At 44.8% G+C, this 18,030-nt stretch carries 22 protein-coding genes and 1 pseudogene; 17 read left to right on the plus strand and 6 right to left on the minus strand.

All coding sequences use genetic code 11. The annotated features are described in order from the left end of the window. Nucleotides 1-16: 16 nt before the first annotated feature. The 3 genes from UA76_RS02450 to UA76_RS02460 all read right to left on the minus strand — a co-directional run bounded on the left by UA76_RS02450 (nucleotide 17) and on the right by UA76_RS02460 (nucleotide 3,219). Nucleotides 17-1,099 carry a cyanobactin maturation protease PatG family protein gene (locus tag UA76_RS02450; protein WP_047042611.1) on the minus strand — a complete coding sequence of 361 codons (1,083 nt, stop codon included), beginning with the start codon at nucleotides 1,097-1,099 and terminating at the stop codon, nucleotides 17-19. 92 nt (nucleotides 1,100-1,191) lie between these two features. Continuing rightward, nucleotides 1,192-2,124 (minus strand): cyanobactin maturation protease PatG family protein, encoded by a 933-nt coding sequence (locus UA76_RS02455; RefSeq protein WP_047042613.1) that lies wholly within the window; start codon nucleotides 2,122-2,124, stop codon nucleotides 1,192-1,194. 57 nt (nucleotides 2,125-2,181) lie between these two features. Beyond that, on the minus strand, nucleotides 2,182-3,219 hold the full coding sequence (locus UA76_RS02460; protein WP_047042615.1) for a hypothetical protein: 1,038 nt from the start codon (nucleotides 3,217-3,219) through the stop codon (nucleotides 2,182-2,184). 354 nt (nucleotides 3,220-3,573) lie between these two features. Between UA76_RS02460 and UA76_RS02465 the strand changes: the two genes are divergently transcribed. The 5 genes from UA76_RS02465 (at nucleotide 3,574) to UA76_RS02490 (ending at nucleotide 8,919) form a co-directional block, all read left to right on the plus strand. Continuing rightward, nucleotides 3,574-3,993 carry an eCIS core domain-containing protein gene (locus tag UA76_RS02465; protein WP_047042617.1) on the plus strand — a complete coding sequence of 140 codons (420 nt, stop codon included), beginning with the start codon at nucleotides 3,574-3,576 and terminating at the stop codon, nucleotides 3,991-3,993. A gap of 341 nt (nucleotides 3,994-4,334) precedes the next feature. After that, on the plus strand, nucleotides 4,335-5,513 hold the full coding sequence (locus UA76_RS02470; protein WP_047042620.1) for a hypothetical protein: 1,179 nt from the start codon (nucleotides 4,335-4,337) through the stop codon (nucleotides 5,511-5,513). Between the two features lie 266 nt (nucleotides 5,514-5,779). Beyond that, a complete protein-coding gene (locus UA76_RS02475) occupies nucleotides 5,780-6,475 on the plus strand; it encodes a Qnr family pentapeptide repeat protein (RefSeq protein WP_047042622.1) in 696 nt (231 codons plus the stop codon). Nucleotides 6,476-7,107: 632 nt separating this feature from the next. Beyond that, on the plus strand, nucleotides 7,108-7,488 hold the full coding sequence (locus tag UA76_RS02485; protein ID WP_047042625.1) for a hypothetical protein: 381 nt from the start codon (nucleotides 7,108-7,110) through the stop codon (nucleotides 7,486-7,488). A gap of 30 nt (nucleotides 7,489-7,518) precedes the next feature. Then, nucleotides 7,519-8,919, plus strand: coding sequence for a class II fumarate hydratase (locus tag UA76_RS02490; protein ID WP_047042627.1), 1,401 nt, complete (start codon nucleotides 7,519-7,521; stop codon nucleotides 8,917-8,919). A 61-nt stretch (nucleotides 8,920-8,980) separates the two neighbouring features. On the opposite strand, the gene UA76_RS23960 is transcribed toward UA76_RS02490, so the two are convergent. Continuing rightward, the gene (locus UA76_RS23960; RefSeq protein ID WP_047042629.1) at nucleotides 8,981-9,133 is read right to left on the minus strand and encodes a hypothetical protein; all 153 of its coding nucleotides are present in this window, start codon (nucleotides 9,131-9,133) and stop codon (nucleotides 8,981-8,983) included. A 167-nt stretch (nucleotides 9,134-9,300) separates the two neighbouring features. Here UA76_RS23960 and UA76_RS02500 point away from each other — a divergent pair. Next, nucleotides 9,301-9,890: pseudogene (locus UA76_RS02500) on the plus strand (methyltransferase domain-containing protein). A 163-nt stretch (nucleotides 9,891-10,053) separates the two neighbouring features. On the opposite strand, the gene UA76_RS02505 reads toward UA76_RS02500, so the two are convergent. After that, nucleotides 10,054-10,359: an MAPEG family protein gene (locus UA76_RS02505; RefSeq protein ID WP_202906898.1), complete on the minus strand. Its 306-nt coding sequence runs from the start codon at nucleotides 10,357-10,359 to the stop codon at nucleotides 10,054-10,056. Nucleotides 10,360-10,524: 165 nt separating this feature from the next. Between UA76_RS02505 and UA76_RS23305 the strand changes: the two genes are divergently transcribed. From UA76_RS23305 to UA76_RS02540, 8 genes are all read left to right on the plus strand, one after another. Beyond that, nucleotides 10,525-11,274: a glycosyltransferase gene (locus UA76_RS23305; RefSeq protein ID WP_084705450.1), complete on the plus strand. Its 750-nt coding sequence runs from the start codon at nucleotides 10,525-10,527 to the stop codon at nucleotides 11,272-11,274. A gap of 23 nt (nucleotides 11,275-11,297) precedes the next feature. Beyond that, nucleotides 11,298-11,837, plus strand: a complete 540-nt coding sequence (locus UA76_RS23310; RefSeq protein ID WP_272945998.1) for a glycosyltransferase — start codon at nucleotides 11,298-11,300, stop codon at nucleotides 11,835-11,837. A 57-nt stretch (nucleotides 11,838-11,894) separates the two neighbouring features. Beyond that, nucleotides 11,895-12,191 carry a N(4)-acetylcytidine aminohydrolase gene (gene yqfB, locus UA76_RS02515; protein ID WP_047042872.1) on the plus strand — a complete coding sequence of 99 codons (297 nt, stop codon included), beginning with the start codon at nucleotides 11,895-11,897 and terminating at the stop codon, nucleotides 12,189-12,191. Between the two features lie 161 nt (nucleotides 12,192-12,352). Continuing rightward, nucleotides 12,353-12,667 carry a hypothetical protein gene (locus UA76_RS24320; protein WP_047042631.1) on the plus strand — a complete coding sequence of 105 codons (315 nt, stop codon included), beginning with the start codon at nucleotides 12,353-12,355 and terminating at the stop codon, nucleotides 12,665-12,667. Nucleotides 12,668-12,684: 17 nt separating this feature from the next. After that, the gene (locus tag UA76_RS24325; RefSeq protein WP_238322143.1) at nucleotides 12,685-13,242 is read left to right on the plus strand and encodes an N-acetylmuramidase family protein; all 558 of its coding nucleotides are present in this window, start codon (nucleotides 12,685-12,687) and stop codon (nucleotides 13,240-13,242) included. A gap of 20 nt (nucleotides 13,243-13,262) precedes the next feature. Then, nucleotides 13,263-14,381, plus strand: a complete 1,119-nt coding sequence (locus tag UA76_RS02530; protein WP_047042636.1) for a hypothetical protein — start codon at nucleotides 13,263-13,265, stop codon at nucleotides 14,379-14,381. A 44-nt stretch (nucleotides 14,382-14,425) separates the two neighbouring features. Beyond that, nucleotides 14,426-15,217 carry a lamin tail domain-containing protein gene (locus UA76_RS02535; RefSeq protein WP_157617541.1) on the plus strand — a complete coding sequence of 264 codons (792 nt, stop codon included), beginning with the start codon at nucleotides 14,426-14,428 and terminating at the stop codon, nucleotides 15,215-15,217. 11 nt (nucleotides 15,218-15,228) lie between these two features. Next, nucleotides 15,229-16,179, plus strand: coding sequence for a hypothetical protein (locus tag UA76_RS02540; RefSeq protein WP_047042638.1), 951 nt, complete (start codon nucleotides 15,229-15,231; stop codon nucleotides 16,177-16,179). Here UA76_RS02540 and UA76_RS23560 read toward each other — a convergent pair. Beyond that, a complete protein-coding gene (locus tag UA76_RS23560; protein WP_157617542.1) occupies nucleotides 16,100-16,402 on the minus strand; it encodes a hypothetical protein in 303 nt (100 codons plus the stop codon). The two genes, UA76_RS02540 and UA76_RS23560, sit on opposite strands and share 80 nt — an antisense overlap. 158 nt (nucleotides 16,403-16,560) lie before the next feature. Here UA76_RS23560 and UA76_RS02545 point away from each other — a divergent pair, with 158 nt between their 5' ends. The 3 genes from UA76_RS02545 to UA76_RS02555 are packed head-to-tail and all read left to right on the plus strand — an operon-like array spanning nucleotide 16,561 to nucleotide 17,734. Next, complete coding sequence (locus UA76_RS02545; protein ID WP_157617543.1) at nucleotides 16,561-16,995, plus strand: hypothetical protein; 435 nt, start codon at nucleotides 16,561-16,563, stop codon at nucleotides 16,993-16,995. Nucleotides 16,996-17,005: 10 nt separating this feature from the next. Further along, on the plus strand, nucleotides 17,006-17,305 hold the full coding sequence (locus UA76_RS02550; RefSeq protein ID WP_047042641.1) for a hypothetical protein: 300 nt from the start codon (nucleotides 17,006-17,008) through the stop codon (nucleotides 17,303-17,305). A 39-nt stretch (nucleotides 17,306-17,344) separates the two neighbouring features. Next, on the plus strand, nucleotides 17,345-17,734 hold the full coding sequence (locus UA76_RS02555) for a hypothetical protein (RefSeq protein ID WP_047042643.1): 390 nt from the start codon (nucleotides 17,345-17,347) through the stop codon (nucleotides 17,732-17,734). Nucleotides 17,735-18,030 lie beyond the last annotated feature (296 nt).

Below are 18,030 nucleotides of genomic sequence, written 5' to 3' on the forward strand. Positions count from 1 at the left end.
GTCCAACGTTTCGTTGCTAAACTTGTGGTTCACCGAAAATGAGTTCAGAACAGCTAAATGGGTACAGCTCGGTCACATCAATGTTGATGTGTTGTTTGTCTACCCGCTTACTTTCTGGGTTGAGGTACGAGAAAATTAAGCAGATCACTTCTCTGTTGTGGCTTCCATCAGCAACCTGAGCCTCTATCTGCTCAAACTCGATGCCGTCTTTATTCTGAGCCAGCATAGGTGCCGTAAACGTCTTGTATAAACTGGTGCACTTTAAGCTGACGTAATTGAGCGCACGTTGCGCGGGTGTGCTTCCACTGTTTCGGCAAAACTTCAACATGCTGTTAAACAGAGGTTTAATCTTGCTTAGCTCAATTTCGGTTTGCTGGCTCAATACCTGACAGTAATCCTCTGCCGTGAAGCTCTGGACTTGATGGACGTGGGCAATTTGCAGTGAACGTCCGTTACACTGATTGTCGGTAGCGTACGATCCTAAGTGGGCGATGACATAGTCAAACTGCTGATTCGATTTTGATTCCAGTGCCGCAATGAAGGCATCCAAAAGGGCTGGCGTTTTTGCATTAAGAACGTAACAGTCGTGCCCATCGATGGTGAGAGTCCAACACATTTTACGAGCCAAAAAGCGATGCTCAGGAAGGCTGAGTACGTCAAACTGGCTTTTGCTCGCAGCGGCGGGGCCGAATTTTTGGAAAACCACTTCCTTATAGAGGTTCTCGATACTTTTGGACGGAAACTGTGCTTGCACTCGACCCAGCGCGTAAATATAAGAAGGCGCATCCATGGCGGTTCTGAGATCATCGTCTGGATTTTCGTCCAGATTATTATCAGCCTGATCCACACTCTCTTGTGGTGCAATGTTAACTGAAGTTGTCTGGGAAGTGCTTGAGTCATCAATGGCACTCTCAAAAGTACTGCTGGCTGGTGAGTCATCTGGCGCTTTCTGCACCGTATGATTAGCAGTGGCTTGGTTTTCTAAAGGCTGCGCTTCGTGTGTGGTATCGGTACTCAAGGTTTCGGAAGCTGCCTGTATTTGAGCATGATTGGATGGCCCAACAATGGCATCATTGGGGCTGATTTGATCCTGAGTCATACTGATTCCTCTAATAAATGGATTGATTGGCTAATGCGTGATTTAAGTAGCCATGTCTGTATGTTTATTTATGACCGAGCTTATGTGCATGACTATGGAGACGGGCAGTAGTGCTCAAGCGGCCTTATGATGTAAGGGTACTCGTGGCTAACGTCTACCTGACAAGCGCGCAATATGACTTGGTCTGAACCGCGCATTCTGTATTTGTAAATGACATCCACTAATTGCTTTTGTCCCTGTATTTTTGCGGGTACAACCTCGGTGCCAATGAAGTTGTAGCTCTTACTGTTATCAGACCCATGCTCGGCCAACTGCCCAGAAAATTGGTACACGTCCATGCAGTTGAGCATGCTGTAATTCAGTGCAATATCATTGACGTTTCGACCCGGGTTATTGCTGATCAGAAGTAGCTTTTCGAACATGTCCGTTGCGAGCGCTTCGTCAATATTGGTCTCTTGGCATATACGATTGATGAACTCTTTGAAGGTGAATGCCATCAAGTAATCGCAACGCAGTGTAGGTAGGCTCTGACCACTTTGTAATGTGACGTTATTTCCGATGACGCCAGTGACCACGTGATAGGCAATTTCGCCGGGCGTCATCACCAAGCTTTGAATCATCTGTTTAAGCTCCATATCACTGCGTGCTTGCAACAAGTAATGATCTTTTCCATCTACCGTAAGAATCCAGTCCAGATCATGAGCGAGGTCGAAGTTAACGTCTTCTGATAGCAGCTGTTTCGCACTGGTGGCGTCCAATTCTTTTTCTCCGGGCAGTCGAGCAATGCGATTAAACTCGCGCTGCACTGACTCGGTCGGGAACTGCACCCGTAACTTGCCAAATACATAAGCATTTTCGGGTTGCAGCTCAGTGACGCCACTGTTTATCGCCATTAGCTGTTTGGGCTCTGCTTGGTCGTAAAGTTCGGGTTTTGTTAGTGTTTGTATGGCAAGCTTTGGCTCGTTGGCACTAATATCGCCGTAGCGGTGTAATGGCCTTGAAAAGGTGTCCAGATTACTCATCATAGGGTCTCTTTGTTAGGTGAATTAGTCTCGGTGGTCGTTGCTATGTGGATACGTTAGTTAGCGACGATAACGCTTCCTTACTCGTATCCGCATTTTGCTCTTACTTTCAGGGGCATCATCTTCGTACGTACTTTCTGGAGTAGCTTCAGACATATGTTCATCCATATGTTCAGTGCTGTTGAGTGGCTCTGTTCGCTTCAACATTGGCTGAGCGACTGCGCTGTTCTTACGAGCAGGATCTTGCGGTGCGGCGAGATGATACACAGGCTGATAGGTGCTCAATGCATTGATGTCATCGCTACCCACGAGCGGAAGTGGGCAATGATCTATAACCTCATCGTCCGGATTGAAAACCCATTGAGGCGCGTTATCAGACATACCGAACTCAAGTCGAGCGTCAGTTGGCATAGAAGAAGGCGAGGGTTGATAACGCCAATCAGCGATTAACGCATTTTTCTGTGGCTCGTCAGACTCACCAAGATCATCGATAGACTGTGCGGTGTTTGCTTGTTGTGCGTGGTAAATGTCAGCTCGCCAAAAACGCAAAAACTTAACTTGGTAAGCGGCTGAGTTTACATATGTGGGCTCATTATTAATTTCATAATCATTGAGTTGTGAAGGCCAACCGATCAGCCCTTGATTGATGGTGGCAAGCCCTTCAATCGAATCACTGCTGGCGCTAGCTTGGATCGCGCCATTTACAAATAAATGGAAGCCAGACTCCGAAATGCACACAGCAATATTGATCCACTTGTCGGTTTCACAAAGGCTGTCAACCAACAGCGTAAGAGCCTCTTCCTCATTAACAAAAAGAGCTTGAATCTGATTGTTCTTGATATGCAGATCAATGAAAGCGCCGCTGCCTTCATCACTGCTATCACTGCTGAGCTGAAGTAATGGGATCACGTCATCGTGCCAAGCTGCATTGCTTTGCCTGGGTTCGAGCTTTACGCCAATGGAAAAACTTATGCCTTTTTCAAATACTGGCGCTAATGGCAATTTCAGATAGCTGCTTCTTTGCTGAGAAAACAATAACGCAAAGCCGTTAGAACGTATTAACGGTGCAGTTACCATTTTCATTGTATTCATACTCATAGTTGCTTCTCGTTGTTATTATCCCAGTTTGCACTGACGCGACTCGTACTAAAACAATCAATCTTCTCGATTTAGGCGTGGAACCAATCATTGAATAGCAAAGTTAAAACTGGCGGCACCTCAAGTGCAGAAAGTTTGTTATTGAAAGCAGAATATTATTGATGGGAAATATTGGCCCGTTGGAATTGATTAAAAATCCGGTGAATTCAATGAATGTATGATTATTAAAAAGTCAACCTTTATTACCTGAATTAAAACAGATAGTGAATTAAACCTGAACAAGGGTAGATAAATCTGAGTAGTCAATGGAATGATTACTTAAGGTGTTAAAAAGCCAATAAATATGGATGAAACATGAAAGCCATACCCCAAAAAGGTTGCAATAGTAGCCGTATCTTAAGCAAGCTGAATCACAATACCGCTATTGGTAGTAGGAGAGAAGAAACTCAGCAGCAAGGAGTTCCACTTCCACATCGCTTACGCATTGGAATGGAGCGATTGAGCGGCCTACCGCTGAGTACGGTGCGGGTGTTTTACAACGCCGCAGAACCAGCAAGAGTGCAGGCCCACGCTTACGCTCAAGGTGAAAACATCTATTTAGCACCTAATCAAGAACACCATTTACCCCATGAACTCGGGCATGTCGTGCAACAAATGAAAGGCATGGTGAAGCCAACAATAACCGTCAATGGTGTCGAAATTAATGACGACCCATTTTTGGAAGAACACGCAACCGAGTTGGGAAAGCGAGCGCTACAAATAGGAGGGAGTTGAAACTCTTTGTTCTTGCTCATTTTTAACGACTGCTTTTATATTAGCCTAAAATTGAAGTCTACTGATTGGTTTATATTCATGCTAAGAGTGTCGATGGAAACGGAACTATAGTTTAATTTAAGATGGTAAATATTTAATCGAATTAAAAGTGGTTAAGATTGCTAATATGACCTTGAGGCAAAGTGGAGTTGGTTTTTTAGTGTGATGGTTTATTAAAATTAAGTCCGCAAGTGCTTATAAGATAGTTAATACAAATACCTTGGTGACATTGTTAGGTTATTATTTGGCAACAGAAGAGATTCTGTAATAAGATATAATATTTAATTAAAAGAGGAATTAATATGTATTCGAAGGTTGATAATCCGAAAGAAATAAAAAATAAAACTATTGCTAATTCTTTTTTTCAGAAGAACAACAGTATGAGGCAAGGCTTCGGTTTAGTAGATAACCGCCCAGTAAGTATACTGCAAAGGAAATTAAAATTTCAAAACCACACCTTACCATCAAGAAGCTCGAAAACCATTAATAAAGTAGAAAGAGCTAGGAAAAGTAACTCGGTTTTTCAACGGGTACCAGTTGTAAACACTGGAAGTGGCGAGCTGTCTGTTGATACTGAATTACAAGTCCAAACTGGCCCGTCTTGTTGGCTTTATGTCTTGGATTCTATATTCGGAGAAAGTGGTAATGATAAATACCGAGTAGGAACTGCTAAGCATTTCTATCCCGATAGTGATGAACTCGACTCTTTGATGAAGACAGAACAGTACAAAGGTCAAGACAAGCGGGTAGTGGCATTGACACAGGTTTCGATACGAATAAACGGACTTATTAAACGATTAGGTAATATTAAAGGGGATGGTAATGTTTCTAAGGCGGATTTTAATAAACTAGCCGGACGGGAAGCTAACTCCGTCAAATCAGAAGATATAACGAATGAAGTATATGGTGTACATGCTACTAAAACTCTATCTGAAATTACCACACATCTTCAGAACGCTAACGCGGCAGTAAACAGGGTCAGAATTGCTATCAAGAATAAAATAGACAATCGTGAAACAGCCAATGAAAAAGATGAGGAAATACTACTTGGAAACAAGCTGTTCGACTTGTCTGGGAACCAAGGAGGGGCGACGGTTGTTAAACTAAAGGAATGGATGGCTGTTGCTCAAGGTGCCCTACCCATGTACATGTTCATCAATAAGCGTTTTAGGCCTACAAGAACTGACGACCTTTCTGCCGGACAGCTCGATTGGACAGCCAGGTCAAGTGATGAGATGAAAAGCGCAGGTAATCATGCGGTCATGTTAACGGCCTTATCCTACGGAAATAAAGGCAACGATCTGAAAGAATACGAAAAATGGATTCCAGAAAAATGTGCTGCGTATGATGATGGATATGTTGTTTACAAAGATCCTAACTATGGCAATGCCGAACTGAAAATAAAGTGGAGTCATCTTATGAACATGATGCACAATATCGGTGGTGGATACTTCGGGATTACTTCTCCCTCAGTTAAGTAAAAATATGAGGAGCATGGATTGCAATCTAAAAGTTTGTAACTTCAAAAAATTAAGAATTTGCTCCTGACCTTTTACACTAAATTTCGACTTATATCGAAATTTCTACAGAGCTCCATATTCAACGAAACTTTTTTCAACTCTCGCTCATGCGGTTATTTGATTTGTCATGCCTTCAAGTGCTTGTTTGGCACCTTAAATTGGCGATTTGGCGTGGTTTTAAGTTGTTGTTTTTCATGGTTTTGTTTTTGTTGAGAACTTTTAAGTAAATGGTAGTCTTCAAATCAAACAACATTGAGGACGAAAACGTGATAGCAACCGAACAGCAATACAACCATGTAGATTTCTCGCATCAGGATCTTAGCGAGTCCATTCTCACTAATTGCACTTTCTCTCGCTGCAATTTTAAAAGAGCTAACCTAAGGGATGCTCAGTTCGTCAATTGCGCTTTCATTGAACAAGGGGAGATCGAAGGGTGCGGTTTTTCTTACGCGGATCTTCGTGATGCCTCTTTTAAAGATTGTAAGCTGGCGATGGCACTGTTTAATGGTGCAAACGGCTTTGGCATAGAGTTCAGAGACTGCGATTTAAAAGGGGCGAACTTCATTCAAACCAACTTCGTTAATCATGTTTCACACAAAGTCTACTTCTGTTCGGCCTACATAACGGGCTGCAACTTGTCTTATGCCAATTTTGAAAAGCAAGTGATAGAGAAATGCGATCTTTATGAGAACCGTTGGATTGGCGCAAATCTTGTTGGCGCTTCTTTTAAGGAATCTGATCTCAGCCGCGGAGTGTTCTCGGAAGATTGCTGGGAGCAATTTAGAATTCAAGGTAGCGATTTGTCTCATTCAGAACTTCATGGTTTGGATATCCGCAGAGTGGACATGACCGGCGTGAAAATCTGCGGCTGGCAGCAAGAGCAATTGTTAGAACCACTCGGGCTGATTGTGGTTCCAGACTAAGTTGTGATAAGTAGGGTATAGATTAAGACGTGTGTCGCACAGAGCTTTGCGAGTTCTGATATTCAAGGAGCTAATTGAATACACTTGGTATTCATGTCTTCATCCGATATTTAGCACTGGTAATAGGAAAGGGGCTCTTGTGAAAGAACGTATATTTGAATCTTGGCGCGCAGAAAGAAAACATGGCGCAATTGCGTGGATAATTAAATCAACGATTATTGCTACCAGTCTATATATCTTGTTTCATGTGGTCATCGGATACCCTTCGTCTGAGGCTGTGAGTATTTTAGATTTCATCAATCAAGAGATAGTGATGTATCTTATTTTCCCATGCATTATGTTCTTTCTGAACTGGGGAACTTGGCTATACCGAGAAAGTCAGTTTAAGAAAGAACGTATTCGACGAAATCTAGGATAGCTCCTTACTTTAAGTTGGAAAGGCCGCCATGCTTTATGGGCCACTGATGGCGGCTAACCCTCAAGACTCACTTCTCTTCCAAATAACAAATCTCTCCTTCTGAGAGAGCTAAACCTGTCCTAGTTTCTCACTTTCCTAAACATGCACAAAACAAGGGGTTGATTCGCTGTAATTTGTTGATAATAATTATCATTAACAACAAAAGAGGCTAAATATGGATAACCAAGACCTTCTCTACAACGCTTATTACAAAGCTCAGGACCGATTTTTGGATCTTCACACACAGGGTGGGTTCGAGCCTGACGTTATTCATGACTACATCCACTGGGGAATGTTGCTAGCGTCGCAGTATGAGTCGGGAGCGAGCAGCGAAAATCCTCTGCTCTGCGAACTGTTCCTGCGCCAACTTTATTTCCATCTTATCGACGCCATAGAAGATCCGCTGCGAAGTCGTATCTTCCGGCGTGTCTGCCTAGACTCCATTCATACACCGCTTATTTGCCTTAAGCGCTATTACTATCAGTATGAAAACGGAGACGTTAAATTTCTACTTATAAAACAACAATTACAGCGTATTCAAGCGCCATTAGATTAGTCCATAACGAATCTTCAAAAGGAATGAACAATGACTCAACGCCCAACTGAACAACAATTTCGCGTAGAAAAAGACAGTATGGGAGAGATGAAAGTCCCCCTTAATGCGCTTTACCAAGCGCAAACACAGCGAGCTGTCGACAACTTTCACTTCAGCAAACATGTCATGCCGCAGGGCTTTATTCAAGCATTGGCCTACATTAAGCAAACTGCGGCGATGACCAATGCGCAGTTAGGATTACTTGAAGGCGATATTGCTCAAGCGATCAGCGATGCCGCGCAAAGCATCATTGACGGTGAGCACTTAGAACACTTTCCTGTCGACGTATTCCAAACCGGCTCGGGTACCAGCTCGAATATGAATGCCAATGAGGTGATAGCAACGTTAGCCTCGGAGCTGTTGGGTGATGATGTTAGCCCGAACGACCACGTGAATATGGGGCAAAGCAGTAACGATGTGGTGCCGACCGCTATTCAAGTGAGTACCGTTTTAGCGATTGAGTTGCAGCTTAGTCCTGCGTTAAATCATTTAAAGTCAACGCTTGAGGCAAAACGCCAAGAGGTGGGTCAGGTTGTGAAAACGGGCAGAACGCACCTCATGGATGCCATGCCTATTACCTTCGATCAAGAGTTAGGTGGATGGCAATACCAAATTGAGCAAGCTCAAAAGGGGATTGAGAGTGCACTAGAAAACGTTAAAGCGTTAGCACAAGGCGGTACAGCCGTGGGTACTGGTATCAACGCCGATCCAAGATTTGCGGCTAAGTTTGCGGATAACGTCGCGCAAACAACGAGAACCGATTTTAGTGCGAGTGACAATTTCTTCTATAACCTAAGCAGCCAAGATGCGATTGTCGCACTTTCTGGCCAGTTAAAAACGGCGGCCGTGGCCACCATGAAAATTGCCAACGATCTGCGTTGGATGAACTCAGGCCCGCTGGCAGGGTTAGGTGAGATTGAACTTCAAGGGCTGCAACCAGGTTCGTCAATCATGCCGGGCAAAGTAAACCCAGTGATTCCAGAAGCGGCTGCGATGGCTTCGGCGCAAGTGATAGGTAATGATGCCACTATCACCATTGCTGGACAGTCGGGTAACTTCCAGTTGAATGTGATGTTGCCTGTGATTGCGCACAACATTTTGGAGAGCATTGAACTGCTGGCTAACAGTGCAACGGCTTTGGCCGACAAAGCTATTGCCACGTTTAATGTGCGCGAAGATAACCTAGAAGTGGCACTAGTCAAGAACCCGATTCTTGTGACGGCGTTGAACCCAGTAATTGGTTACCTAAAAGCGGCCGATATTGCAAAGAAAGCGTATAAAGAAGGCGAAGCTATTATTGATGTGGCAGAGCGTGAAACAGATCTAGACCGCGCAACGTTAGAGCGTTTGTTGAACCCAAGTAAGTTAACTCAAGGCGGTGTTGCGGAGTAGAAGACGCTTACGAATACGAGTTGATACAGAAAGCACACATCCTTGTGTTGTGTGCTCTGGTTTAAATCCAAGCCAGAGACAATAGCAAGAATGGTAAGGCAATCGCCGAAGCCATTTTTGCCAACGCCTTAAACTCTCTCAGCAACACTTCACGCTTTGGAGAAACGCTAGGTTGTGAGTGGGTGAATGACGTCGCAACTTGTGCACTGTTCATAAGTCCTCAAACAAGTGAGATGTGAAAGGAGCGGCAATTCTATAGATAGGTTATGAACACTGCAACCGATATCCAGTATCCTTCCTAAGTTAGTAATTCAGATGATTTATTGGCATAAGCCCTAAATGAATACCTGACCCGTAAGAGTTTGCAGAATATGGAAGAGAATCAAACGCATTTGGCGTGATTATTATGAGAAGGCGCTGTCCCGCCCACACCTGAAACGCACAGAATTCGCGGTTAATCTGAATGAATCTAACTGCAAGGTTGCGGTTGATTGCGGATGTGGCACAGGCAGCGACATCGCTTATTTAGCGAGTCAAGGTTATCAAGTTCATGGCTATGATATTAACCCAGATTCGACATCCATCTGTCGAGACCGTTTTGGCGGCGAATCCCTGATTGAAATCTACGATGCCAGTTTTGAGTGTTTTGATTACCCGAAGGCAGGCGTCATAATCGCGAACTCAAGTTTGTTCTTTGCTGATCTAGACATGTTTGAGCATACGTGGGCGGCGCTCAAAAACTCAATAGAGGTGGGGGCGTGTTTGCCGGCGACTTTATGGGATATGAAGATAGCTGGGCCAATCAGTACCGCAGCCCGACAACCCCTTTATCAAGTGCAGAAGTCAATGACCTATTTGAAGGGTTTGAGATTATTAGATTCCATGAACGCGATGAGAAAGCCAAAACGGCATTAGGAAAAATGAAGCATTGGCATACCTATTCGATAGTGGCGATCAAGAGAGCGAGTTGAACTTGACCGTGTGTCTCGCTCTGTCACTGAACCGCGTGTTCATAGAATTGCTTATTTACTGAGTTGCTTGGTTTATAAAAAAGCTTGGTAAATCACGACTAGACCTAATACGAATCCAAAAATGTAAGTTCCTAATGCGCCGACAAAACGAAGCTTGTTCGGCCTAGCCATGGTTCTTGGCAAAATTAGCCCTGCAACGAGTATAAAAACGACAGGCCGTGGCCAGCACAATCGTCACGCTTACCCAAGAGGCTTGAGGCTGCTGAGCCAACACGTAAAACAAGATCATCAAAACTGGGGCGTATTCCGCTGTATTAGCGTGGGCGCGGCCAACTTTATGTAAGATGTTTTTAGGGTCGTCTGGAATGCCGGTTGAAGAGCGCACTTTTACTCTGGCAAGTGAAGTACCAAATCCAAGGCCGATAAGAAGTAGTGCAAGTAAACCAATACAGAAAAACGCAATATTCATTGCTAATCCTTTAGCTTTTTATTTAACTTTATGTTCGACGCAATGTGTTTCGTCACATGAATGAGAGAGTATAGTGTGTTTGAGCGGAAATGTTTGATTGTTGGTCCATTTTTCGGCAAGTATGGGACATTAAACATTCAGACTCGGCTTCTAGATTAGGGCTCAATGATGAAAATTCTATTGATGACAATTGGCTCTCGTGGCGATGTTGAGCCATTCATTGCTCTTGGAAAGGCTATGAAAAAGAAAGGTCACGAGGTTGAACTGTGTACCGCTCAGCGATTTAAGCCAATGGTGATTGAACATGATCTGTCTCACCAGCCAATCACAGATGAACTGTTTGAGCTCATTGAGGGCGATACGTTTGAATCGATGGGCAGTCTGTTTAGTGGTGTGAAAACCTCGATTCGATTGATGAAGGCTTCAAAACCGATTCAAAAGCAGATGATCATCGATTGTATTAAAGCCGGCTTAACAGTGAAGCCCAATCTTATTATTTTCCACCCGAAGTGCTTGGCGGCTGTCTCTATAGCAGAGAGTCTTCGAATCCCCGCGGTAATGGCGGCTCTTCAACCGATGACGGTGAATACTCGGGACTTCCCACCAGCCGGAATGCCTGATCTTGGCGGATGGTTCAATCGCTGGAGCTACACACTCGTCAGCTTGGGGTTTAAACAGTTCTCTAAAGAGCTCAATCGCCAAAGGCAAGCGAAGCTTGATTTGCCTCGGTTTGGTAAAAGTGATGCTGTAACAACGTACCGAGATGGCAAAGCGGTGGAGGTGATACATGCGTTTAGTGAAGCCGTGATTCCTCGCCCGAATGATTGGCCGGAATCAGCGTTCATTAGCGGGTATTGGCAGCTTGAATTTGATCCACAGGCTACCAACCCTCACAAGAACTTGCTGAGTTTTTAGCTGGTGGATCGCCGCCAGTCTATATTGGTTTTGGCAGCATGACGGGTAAAGACCCTAAGCAAACTACCCAAATTGTTATTGATGCTGTAAACAAAACGAAAGTGCGCGCGATTATTGCCACTGGTTGGGGCGGGTTGGAAGCGACTGACTTACCGGATCACATTTTGGCGATTGAGGGGGCTCCTCATGACTGGTTGTTTGCTCGAGTTGCTGCGGTTGTCCACCATGGCGGCGCTGGTACTACGGCAGCTGGCCTTAAAGCAGGTAAGCCGACGTTGATCTGCCCGTTTTTTGGCGACCAACCTTTTTGGGGAGCGCTAATCGCAAAGCGCGGCTTGGGTCCAGTACCTATTAAGCAAAAGCAGCTGAACTCGGAGAACTTATCAAGTGCTCTACTTGAACTTGTTAGTAATGAGCAATACTTGGCTCAAGCTCAGAAGGTTGCGAGCCAACTTGCTCTGGAAGATGGCCCAGAGCGGGCGATTAAGTGGCTAGAGCACCGTGCTGATAAAGCCGATGAGTTAAGGGTTTATCAAAATGCTGTTCGGTTGATCTCGATTTGATGCATAATATGCGGGTTATTATCACGCACAATGGAGTGCAATATGTATCTGTCTGAAATGACGTTCTTTGAACGATTTGAATCGGATATTTTGTCGGGCAAGAAGACCATCACGATCAGAGATGAATCGGAAAACAACTACCAGCCGGGCTCGATAGTTCAAGTATCTACCTACGAAGACAATCGCTGGTTCTGCCAGCTAAAGATTGAGTCGGTAGAGCCTATTCAGTTTGATGAGCTGGATGAGTTTCATGCTCAGCAAGAGAATATGACGCTCGATGAGCTCAAAGCTGTCATAAGAGACATTTACCCGAACACTGATAGCTTGTTTGTCATCACCTATCAGTTGGTTTAGTAACACTTTTCCTTCAAAGGCGCTTTAAAGCGCCTTTTGTGATCTTGGTTGTTACGCCACTTATACACTACGGTGTTTTAGCCGAGTTTTTCATTTTAGCCCCGATAGTTGTTTTGTTTGGATCGATACATTAGTCGAGACAACAACACAGGGGAAAGCTCATGAGTAAGTTTGAAATGGATTCGTCGGTTGGCAATGGAGCCGTGAACGAATCAAAAGATGTATTAGGGGTGCAACAGGCGCTCAATGCCATCGCTGACAAGATAGGTTTGGAATCGCCATTGGCTGAAGACGGCGCCATCACCGGTGATGGTGAAAGTTCGCCGACTTGCCACGCTATCGGATTGTTCCAAACCAAGATCCTTGATTTCGAAATCCTGATTATCGCATCGATGCGGGCGGTAAGAGTTTTCGTGCGCTCAATAAAGCCTGTTCAAGTAAGAGCGGATCGAAAGCGAATCTGTTTTTACCGCTGATTGAGCCCATTCAAGGTTTGAAAGAAGAAGACTTCGAACAAGCAGCAGAGGCTTTAGAATGTGAGGTTGCAGCGGTAAAGGCGGTGTCTGAAGTCGAATCGGCAGGCAGTGGCTTCTTTAGCTCAGGTGAACCAGCCATTTTGTTTGAAGCCCATATTTTTTCAAAATATAGCGATCGTCGCTTTGATGAATCCCATCCTGATATTTCCTCAAAAAAATGGGATCGTTCGCTATATGCGGGTGGTGAGAAAGAGTATGGCCGATTGCAAAAAGCCATGGGGTTAGACCGAGAAGCCGCGTTGAAATCCGCATCTTATGGTCGATACCAAATCATGGGCTTTAACCACGAAACCGCTGGCTATGACGATGTAGAAACTTTCGTCCGCGATATGTTCTTAGCGGAATCAAATCACTTGAAAGCTTTTGTTGGTTTTATCAAATCAAACTCTCGTATGCATGAAGCCATCAAAGCGCTGGATTGGGCAACTTTTGCTAAGCACTACAATGGCCCCGCTTATGCAGAAAATCATTACGATGAGAAGCTGCAGTCTGCCTATGACAAGTTCACTGGATAGAGTCTAAGTAAGGATTCAAAATGATCGTGAACAACGCAATGAGCTGGATTCAGTCGAAGGCGAGAACACTTATTGTTGCTATAGCGCTACTTGGTAGCGCTATATGGGTGCTTGCTGGCAATCAAGACAGTTCTTCAACGATAGAGAAAACGCGCAGTCTCGAACCGCAGTTACATGTCGAAATAGAGGCGCTGACCCGTGTGCAGGTCAGGGATTACCGCATTGAGCTCGACAGCCCCGAACTTGAGTTTCTTGCTCAGTTTATTGAGTCGGGAACCGTTTTACCGTCGCAAACCGCAGATCTCAAACCGGGCTACTCTATTGAAACTCTGACAGAGGCTTTAGCCCGCGCCGAAGCTAAAAAGCGAACAATGAGTGAGAGCATCGCGACGCTCAAAGGTCATATTCAAACCATCCAGCGTTATTTAGACCACACTAACCCCGACGCTATGCTGGCGAACTTTCGCATCAGTGAGATGAAGCAATGGGATTTGCGTCGCTACATCGATGAAGAAGAAGCCGCTAACTATGAGAAGCATGTGCTACTTATCACCCGAAACTACTCAGAGATGGCAGTACGCTGGCCATCGTTAAACTTACGCGCTTTAGAGTTCTTATTAACGGATGTGAAGTCGGATCTTCAATCAGTGGTCGATAATATTCAGTCGCAAGTACGATTGATCGAAAGCCAGTTGCCTGCCGCGATAGACGCGCTTGCAATACAACGACGTCTGTATGACGAAAAACACAGTTACTTTGAGATTTTGGCGTTGGCCGAAAATCGCTCTTTACTTAATGCGAACTTAAGCGTGATTGGTCTGGTGAAAGTGAACACAGATGATGGCCGACATGTGGATCTCGAAGTTGAGGTAGTCGACATGAAAGAGACGGTTGTTATCCCTGCAGGTGGTTCAAAGCAAGTTCGTTATAAATCGGCGTTACTGGCCGACCTAGAAGAGGAAAAGCGGCAGGTAATCAATGCGCTTTGGAACGAACAACATCAAGCTCGGTTAATTAATCTGGATAACCATTTAAGAGTGTATACGTCAGTCCCCACAAGTTTTTCAGACCAATCCCATCGTGAGAAAGAATTAGAGCATCTTAAGCAAGTCCGCGTAGAGACGAATGATTATTTGTAGAGGGCGTACCAAACCCAATTGACACCATCGACAAGGAGAGAACAATGAGTGATTTGAGTATGAATGACTGGAAAGAAGAGTTAACTAAGCAACTAGGCATCATTTCTGAGCAGCTTAGAGAAAAACGGCACTTTTCTAATCAAGATTTGGACAAGGCCTGGAAAGTCTTAAACGCTCTTCAAGCGAAAACTCAAGTCGGGATTGGCTGTGTGTTTTATCGTGGTGAGCCTGATCCGCTGGATGAATACGTTGAGATCTGTAACCGGGGCTTACTGACGGTAGACATCAGTGGGTGGCGGATTCAAGCGGGTTCACCTGATCAAGAGTATATTTTCCCTGAGCATAGCAAAATATCGCCATTTGAAACTATTCGCTTAGATACACGAGGGACAACGGAGCACTCTTTCAATTCTAATACACCGATTTGGAATAATCGTGGTGACGTAGCGACGTTAATGGATGAAAGCGGTGAACAAATTGCGAGTTGGGTATACGGTGGTAAAGGCCATGAGTGTGTTTTGATCAGTGACCTTTTTTACGATGGTTTAGAAAAACGTTCAGAAGGTGACGAGTATATTGAGCTAAGCAATACTTCCAACAGCCATGTCGATCTGGCGGGTTGGCGTATCGAATGTATTCGTAATGGTTCCAACTTTGTCTTTCCACCGCAATCAACTCTTGAACCCAACACCAGTTGCCGCGTGTACACCAATAAGCCGTTGCTAGTACGCAATGAATATAGCTTCAATAGTCCAACGGCTATTTGGAACAACCAGTCTGGTGGTGCCAAGCTCGTCGACTATCATGATCGTGAAGTCTCGAGTTTCCACTATTAAGGGAGACGAGAGTGGGCAACGATAGCACTAACATTGAGCCGGAAAAGGCATCAAGAACGAGCCTGAAAGTGTTAATCAAAGAAGGCTATGAGATGTTGGAATATGTTGCCCGTCATGGTGAAATGTCGATCGATCCAAGAGTCGCTGCTGGCATACATCAAGCTCGCCAACGGGTAGACAGCAAGCAGTGGAATGTTGATGACGAAACGCTTTTATTGCAGTGTTACGATCAACTCGCCAAACAGATATACCCAGTCACACTCGAGAGTTTAAAAGCAGTAAAACCGCAGCTCAAAGAATCGAAATGGACTGAACCAAACGCGGCGAAAGTGATTACGTGGTATCGCCGCTACACGGTTTTTACCCTGATCGTTGTGCTCACTATTCAGATGTACTACCTGTTTGGCCATACATTAACTCAAGCCCTCACAGTCGATATTCAATCCCTTAATGATGACCCAACGCAATGGGATCCCGCCTTGCAAGCCAACTATCAACTGCTTAGCTATTGGAATCAGATCTGGTTAATGGGACAGAAATTGGCGTTGGAGCCAGACCCCAGTGGTAAGAGTGTGGATCCATCCGTTTTGTTTTCAGCTCAACTGACTGCCGCAGCGTCGGTATTGCAAATGCTACAGAACTACGTGCTTCCACTAATGTATGGTCTATTGGGCGCGTTTATCTTCGTACTAAGAAGCTTACTTTATCAAGTGCGTACACTCACTTATACCGCAAGTCGGGAAGTTGGTTATCGGCTTAGGCTTACGTTAGGTTGCTTGGCAGGGATGATCACTGGGTGGTTAATGAAGCCAGACTTCGGAGAGATGGCACTATCACCTATGGCGATTGCTTTTCTCTCTGGCTATAGCATTGAAGTGCTGTTTACGCTTTTGGATCGGATGATTGATCAGGTTCGTCAGACTCAGACGACTTCTTCGGCAAGCTCGCGATCGCCTGACTGACTTTTTCTGGTGCTTGCTGAATGAACGTGATAGCCAGCTTGCCAACCATTTTTAAGGCTTCTTTCATTAAGGTATCCGTACCATCGATGCCTTGTATCACCTTGTTTACGCTCGCTTCAAGTTTGGCCTTCTGCTTAAACTGGGCGGGTGTGAGTTTGGGCTTTTGAGGTTTCGGCTTTAAGGCCTTTTTAACCGTCTCTAAGGTCTTTAATAGGTCCGCCATATCTTGCTCCCAATCAATGCGATTACGCCATTTTATTCAAACTCTTAGTCATCCACTCGGTGAAATAGCCAAACAATTCAGTGGATAAGACAGAGAAAGGCGGGGAAGTGTTGGGCATTCTGATATGGCTGTCACTAGCTAGAAAAGGGAGAAAAGCGGTGAGTGAGATAAAAAACAGTTATGTAGCCATTGTTCTGGCTGCGTTGGTCTTAACAGGATGTACGATGTCATTAGTTGCGAGCTATGACCCTAACACCGTTCAGCAGTTGGAGGCGTTGGAAAAGCGTGTTGATCGCTTCTTCTTGGAAGCGTCAGTGATACCTGAAGATCAACGCCAATATGTTCGCTTTGCTAAACAGTACATGGACATAGAGGTGGACATACGAGCATTGGTACGGACTCAAAAAAGGCGCGCAAGCAACGAAGAGACAACAAAGCAAGCTGAGATACTTATCAATCTGTGGAACAAAGATATGCAGACTCACAAAGCCAAAGATTCGTTGTCAAATTTTATGGTTAAGCTGCGAGCCACTCAGTACGAACGATTGTTTAGCGCCATGTTAGACGGCGAAGTCGCGAAGAAGCTGGATTAGGAGAACGAAGATGACCAACCAATTTGAAAATGTGGTGCAACAAGTCACGGAGCAAATCGAAGATAGCGAGATCAAAAACCTGATTGCTGGCGCTTTTAAATCGAGTATCGACAAGCAAAGAGAAAGCATTGAAATGCTGATGGTTGCGCACCAAGAAGGTCAAATCGATGATGACACCTTAGAGATTGAATTTGATCGGGAAAAACTGATCACCGAAGCTGAGATGCTCACCTGGCAGATCACAACCAAAGCAGAAGTGCAAAAAGTGGTGAACAAAGCATTTCATTTGTTGAAAGAGGCCGTGACTTAGTCACCCAATTGGCAAGGACTTCATTGAAGGAAACGTGCGATGGCGAAAGTAAGACGTTTAATTTGGGTGCCTTACGGGTATAGGCTGAAAGAGTCCTATAAGAAGCAGCTAGCTCAAGCCATCGCGCATCAGCAACAATCAGTTGAAGCAATGAAAGCGTCGAATGAGGCAAAGTGTGAACCTAAGTCTCAGGCTTCAGCGTTGAATCGCTCGCAAAACATGGCTGCCAAACATCACCGCGATGAAAGTCGTCAGTCAACATCAGCCCCTTCGAGTTCGATCGATAAAAGAGAGACAGAGCAGCAGCAAAACCTTGTAAAAGCGGAAGGTGAGCCTCATCGCTATTCGAATGAAATGCCCAGTTCAGTCAGTGAGGTGCTGACTTTCGGGGCGGAATTCAATCCTTATCAGTCTATCTTAATGACATGAGACAATGCATGGGAGGGATGCCAGAAGAAGCCTTTACCTCAGAGTCCCACCCATATGTCGACTCGACTCTAGAGTTACAAGACCCCCTGATTCATCGGATTTCACTCAACATTCAAAAGCCGAGATCGAACAAGCCAAGGCAAGCAGGACCAAATCTAGCAGTACCAAAGAAAGCGAGTTGGCCTCTCGAAGCCTCGCTATTCGCAGGCAGAGCCTGTCTTGCGTTAACCTACTAAATCGTAAGGCAGCAAACCCCAAGGGCACATATCTTGATTCACCTAAACTAAGCTGGCTGA

The organism is Vibrio mexicanus (assembly GCF_001012815.1).
Lineage (GTDB): Bacteria > Pseudomonadota > Gammaproteobacteria > Enterobacterales > Vibrionaceae > Vibrio > Vibrio mexicanus.

Bases quoted from the DNA above. Each gene is read 5' to 3' on its own strand.
- UA76_RS02450 (WP_047042611.1), bottom strand. From the start codon at position 1,099: ATGACTCAGGATCAAATCAGCCCCAATGATGCCATTGTTGGGCCATCC.
- UA76_RS02455 (WP_047042613.1), bottom strand. From the start codon at position 2,124: ATGATGAGTAATCTGGACACCTTTTCAAGGCCATTACACCGCTACGGC.
- UA76_RS02460 (WP_047042615.1), bottom strand. From the start codon at position 3,219: ATGAGTATGAATACAATGAAAATGGTAACTGCACCGTTAATACGTTCT.
- UA76_RS02465 (WP_047042617.1), top strand. From the start codon at position 3,574: ATGAAAGCCATACCCCAAAAAGGTTGCAATAGTAGCCGTATCTTAAGC.
- UA76_RS02470 (WP_047042620.1), top strand. From the start codon at position 4,335: ATGTATTCGAAGGTTGATAATCCGAAAGAAATAAAAAATAAAACTATT.
- UA76_RS02475 (WP_047042622.1), top strand. From the start codon at position 5,780: ATGGTAGTCTTCAAATCAAACAACATTGAGGACGAAAACGTGATAGCA.
- UA76_RS02485 (WP_047042625.1), top strand. From the start codon at position 7,108: ATGGATAACCAAGACCTTCTCTACAACGCTTATTACAAAGCTCAGGAC.
- UA76_RS02490 (WP_047042627.1), top strand. From the start codon at position 7,519: ATGACTCAACGCCCAACTGAACAACAATTTCGCGTAGAAAAAGACAGT.
- UA76_RS23960 (WP_047042629.1), bottom strand. From the start codon at position 9,133: ATGAACAGTGCACAAGTTGCGACGTCATTCACCCACTCACAACCTAGC.
- UA76_RS02505 (WP_202906898.1), bottom strand. From the start codon at position 10,359: ATGAATATTGCGTTTTTCTGTATTGGTTTACTTGCACTACTTCTTATC.
- UA76_RS23305 (WP_084705450.1), top strand. From the start codon at position 10,525: ATGATGAAAATTCTATTGATGACAATTGGCTCTCGTGGCGATGTTGAG.
- yqfB (WP_047042872.1), top strand. From the start codon at position 11,895: ATGACGTTCTTTGAACGATTTGAATCGGATATTTTGTCGGGCAAGAAG.
- UA76_RS24320 (WP_047042631.1), top strand. From the start codon at position 12,353: ATGAGTAAGTTTGAAATGGATTCGTCGGTTGGCAATGGAGCCGTGAAC.
- UA76_RS02530 (WP_047042636.1), top strand. From the start codon at position 13,263: ATGATCGTGAACAACGCAATGAGCTGGATTCAGTCGAAGGCGAGAACA.
- UA76_RS02535 (WP_157617541.1), top strand. From the start codon at position 14,426: ATGAGTGATTTGAGTATGAATGACTGGAAAGAAGAGTTAACTAAGCAA.
- UA76_RS23560 (WP_157617542.1), bottom strand. From the start codon at position 16,402: ATGGCGGACCTATTAAAGACCTTAGAGACGGTTAAAAAGGCCTTAAAG.
- UA76_RS02550 (WP_047042641.1), top strand. From the start codon at position 17,006: ATGACCAACCAATTTGAAAATGTGGTGCAACAAGTCACGGAGCAAATC.
- UA76_RS02555 (WP_047042643.1), top strand. From the start codon at position 17,345: ATGGCGAAAGTAAGACGTTTAATTTGGGTGCCTTACGGGTATAGGCTG.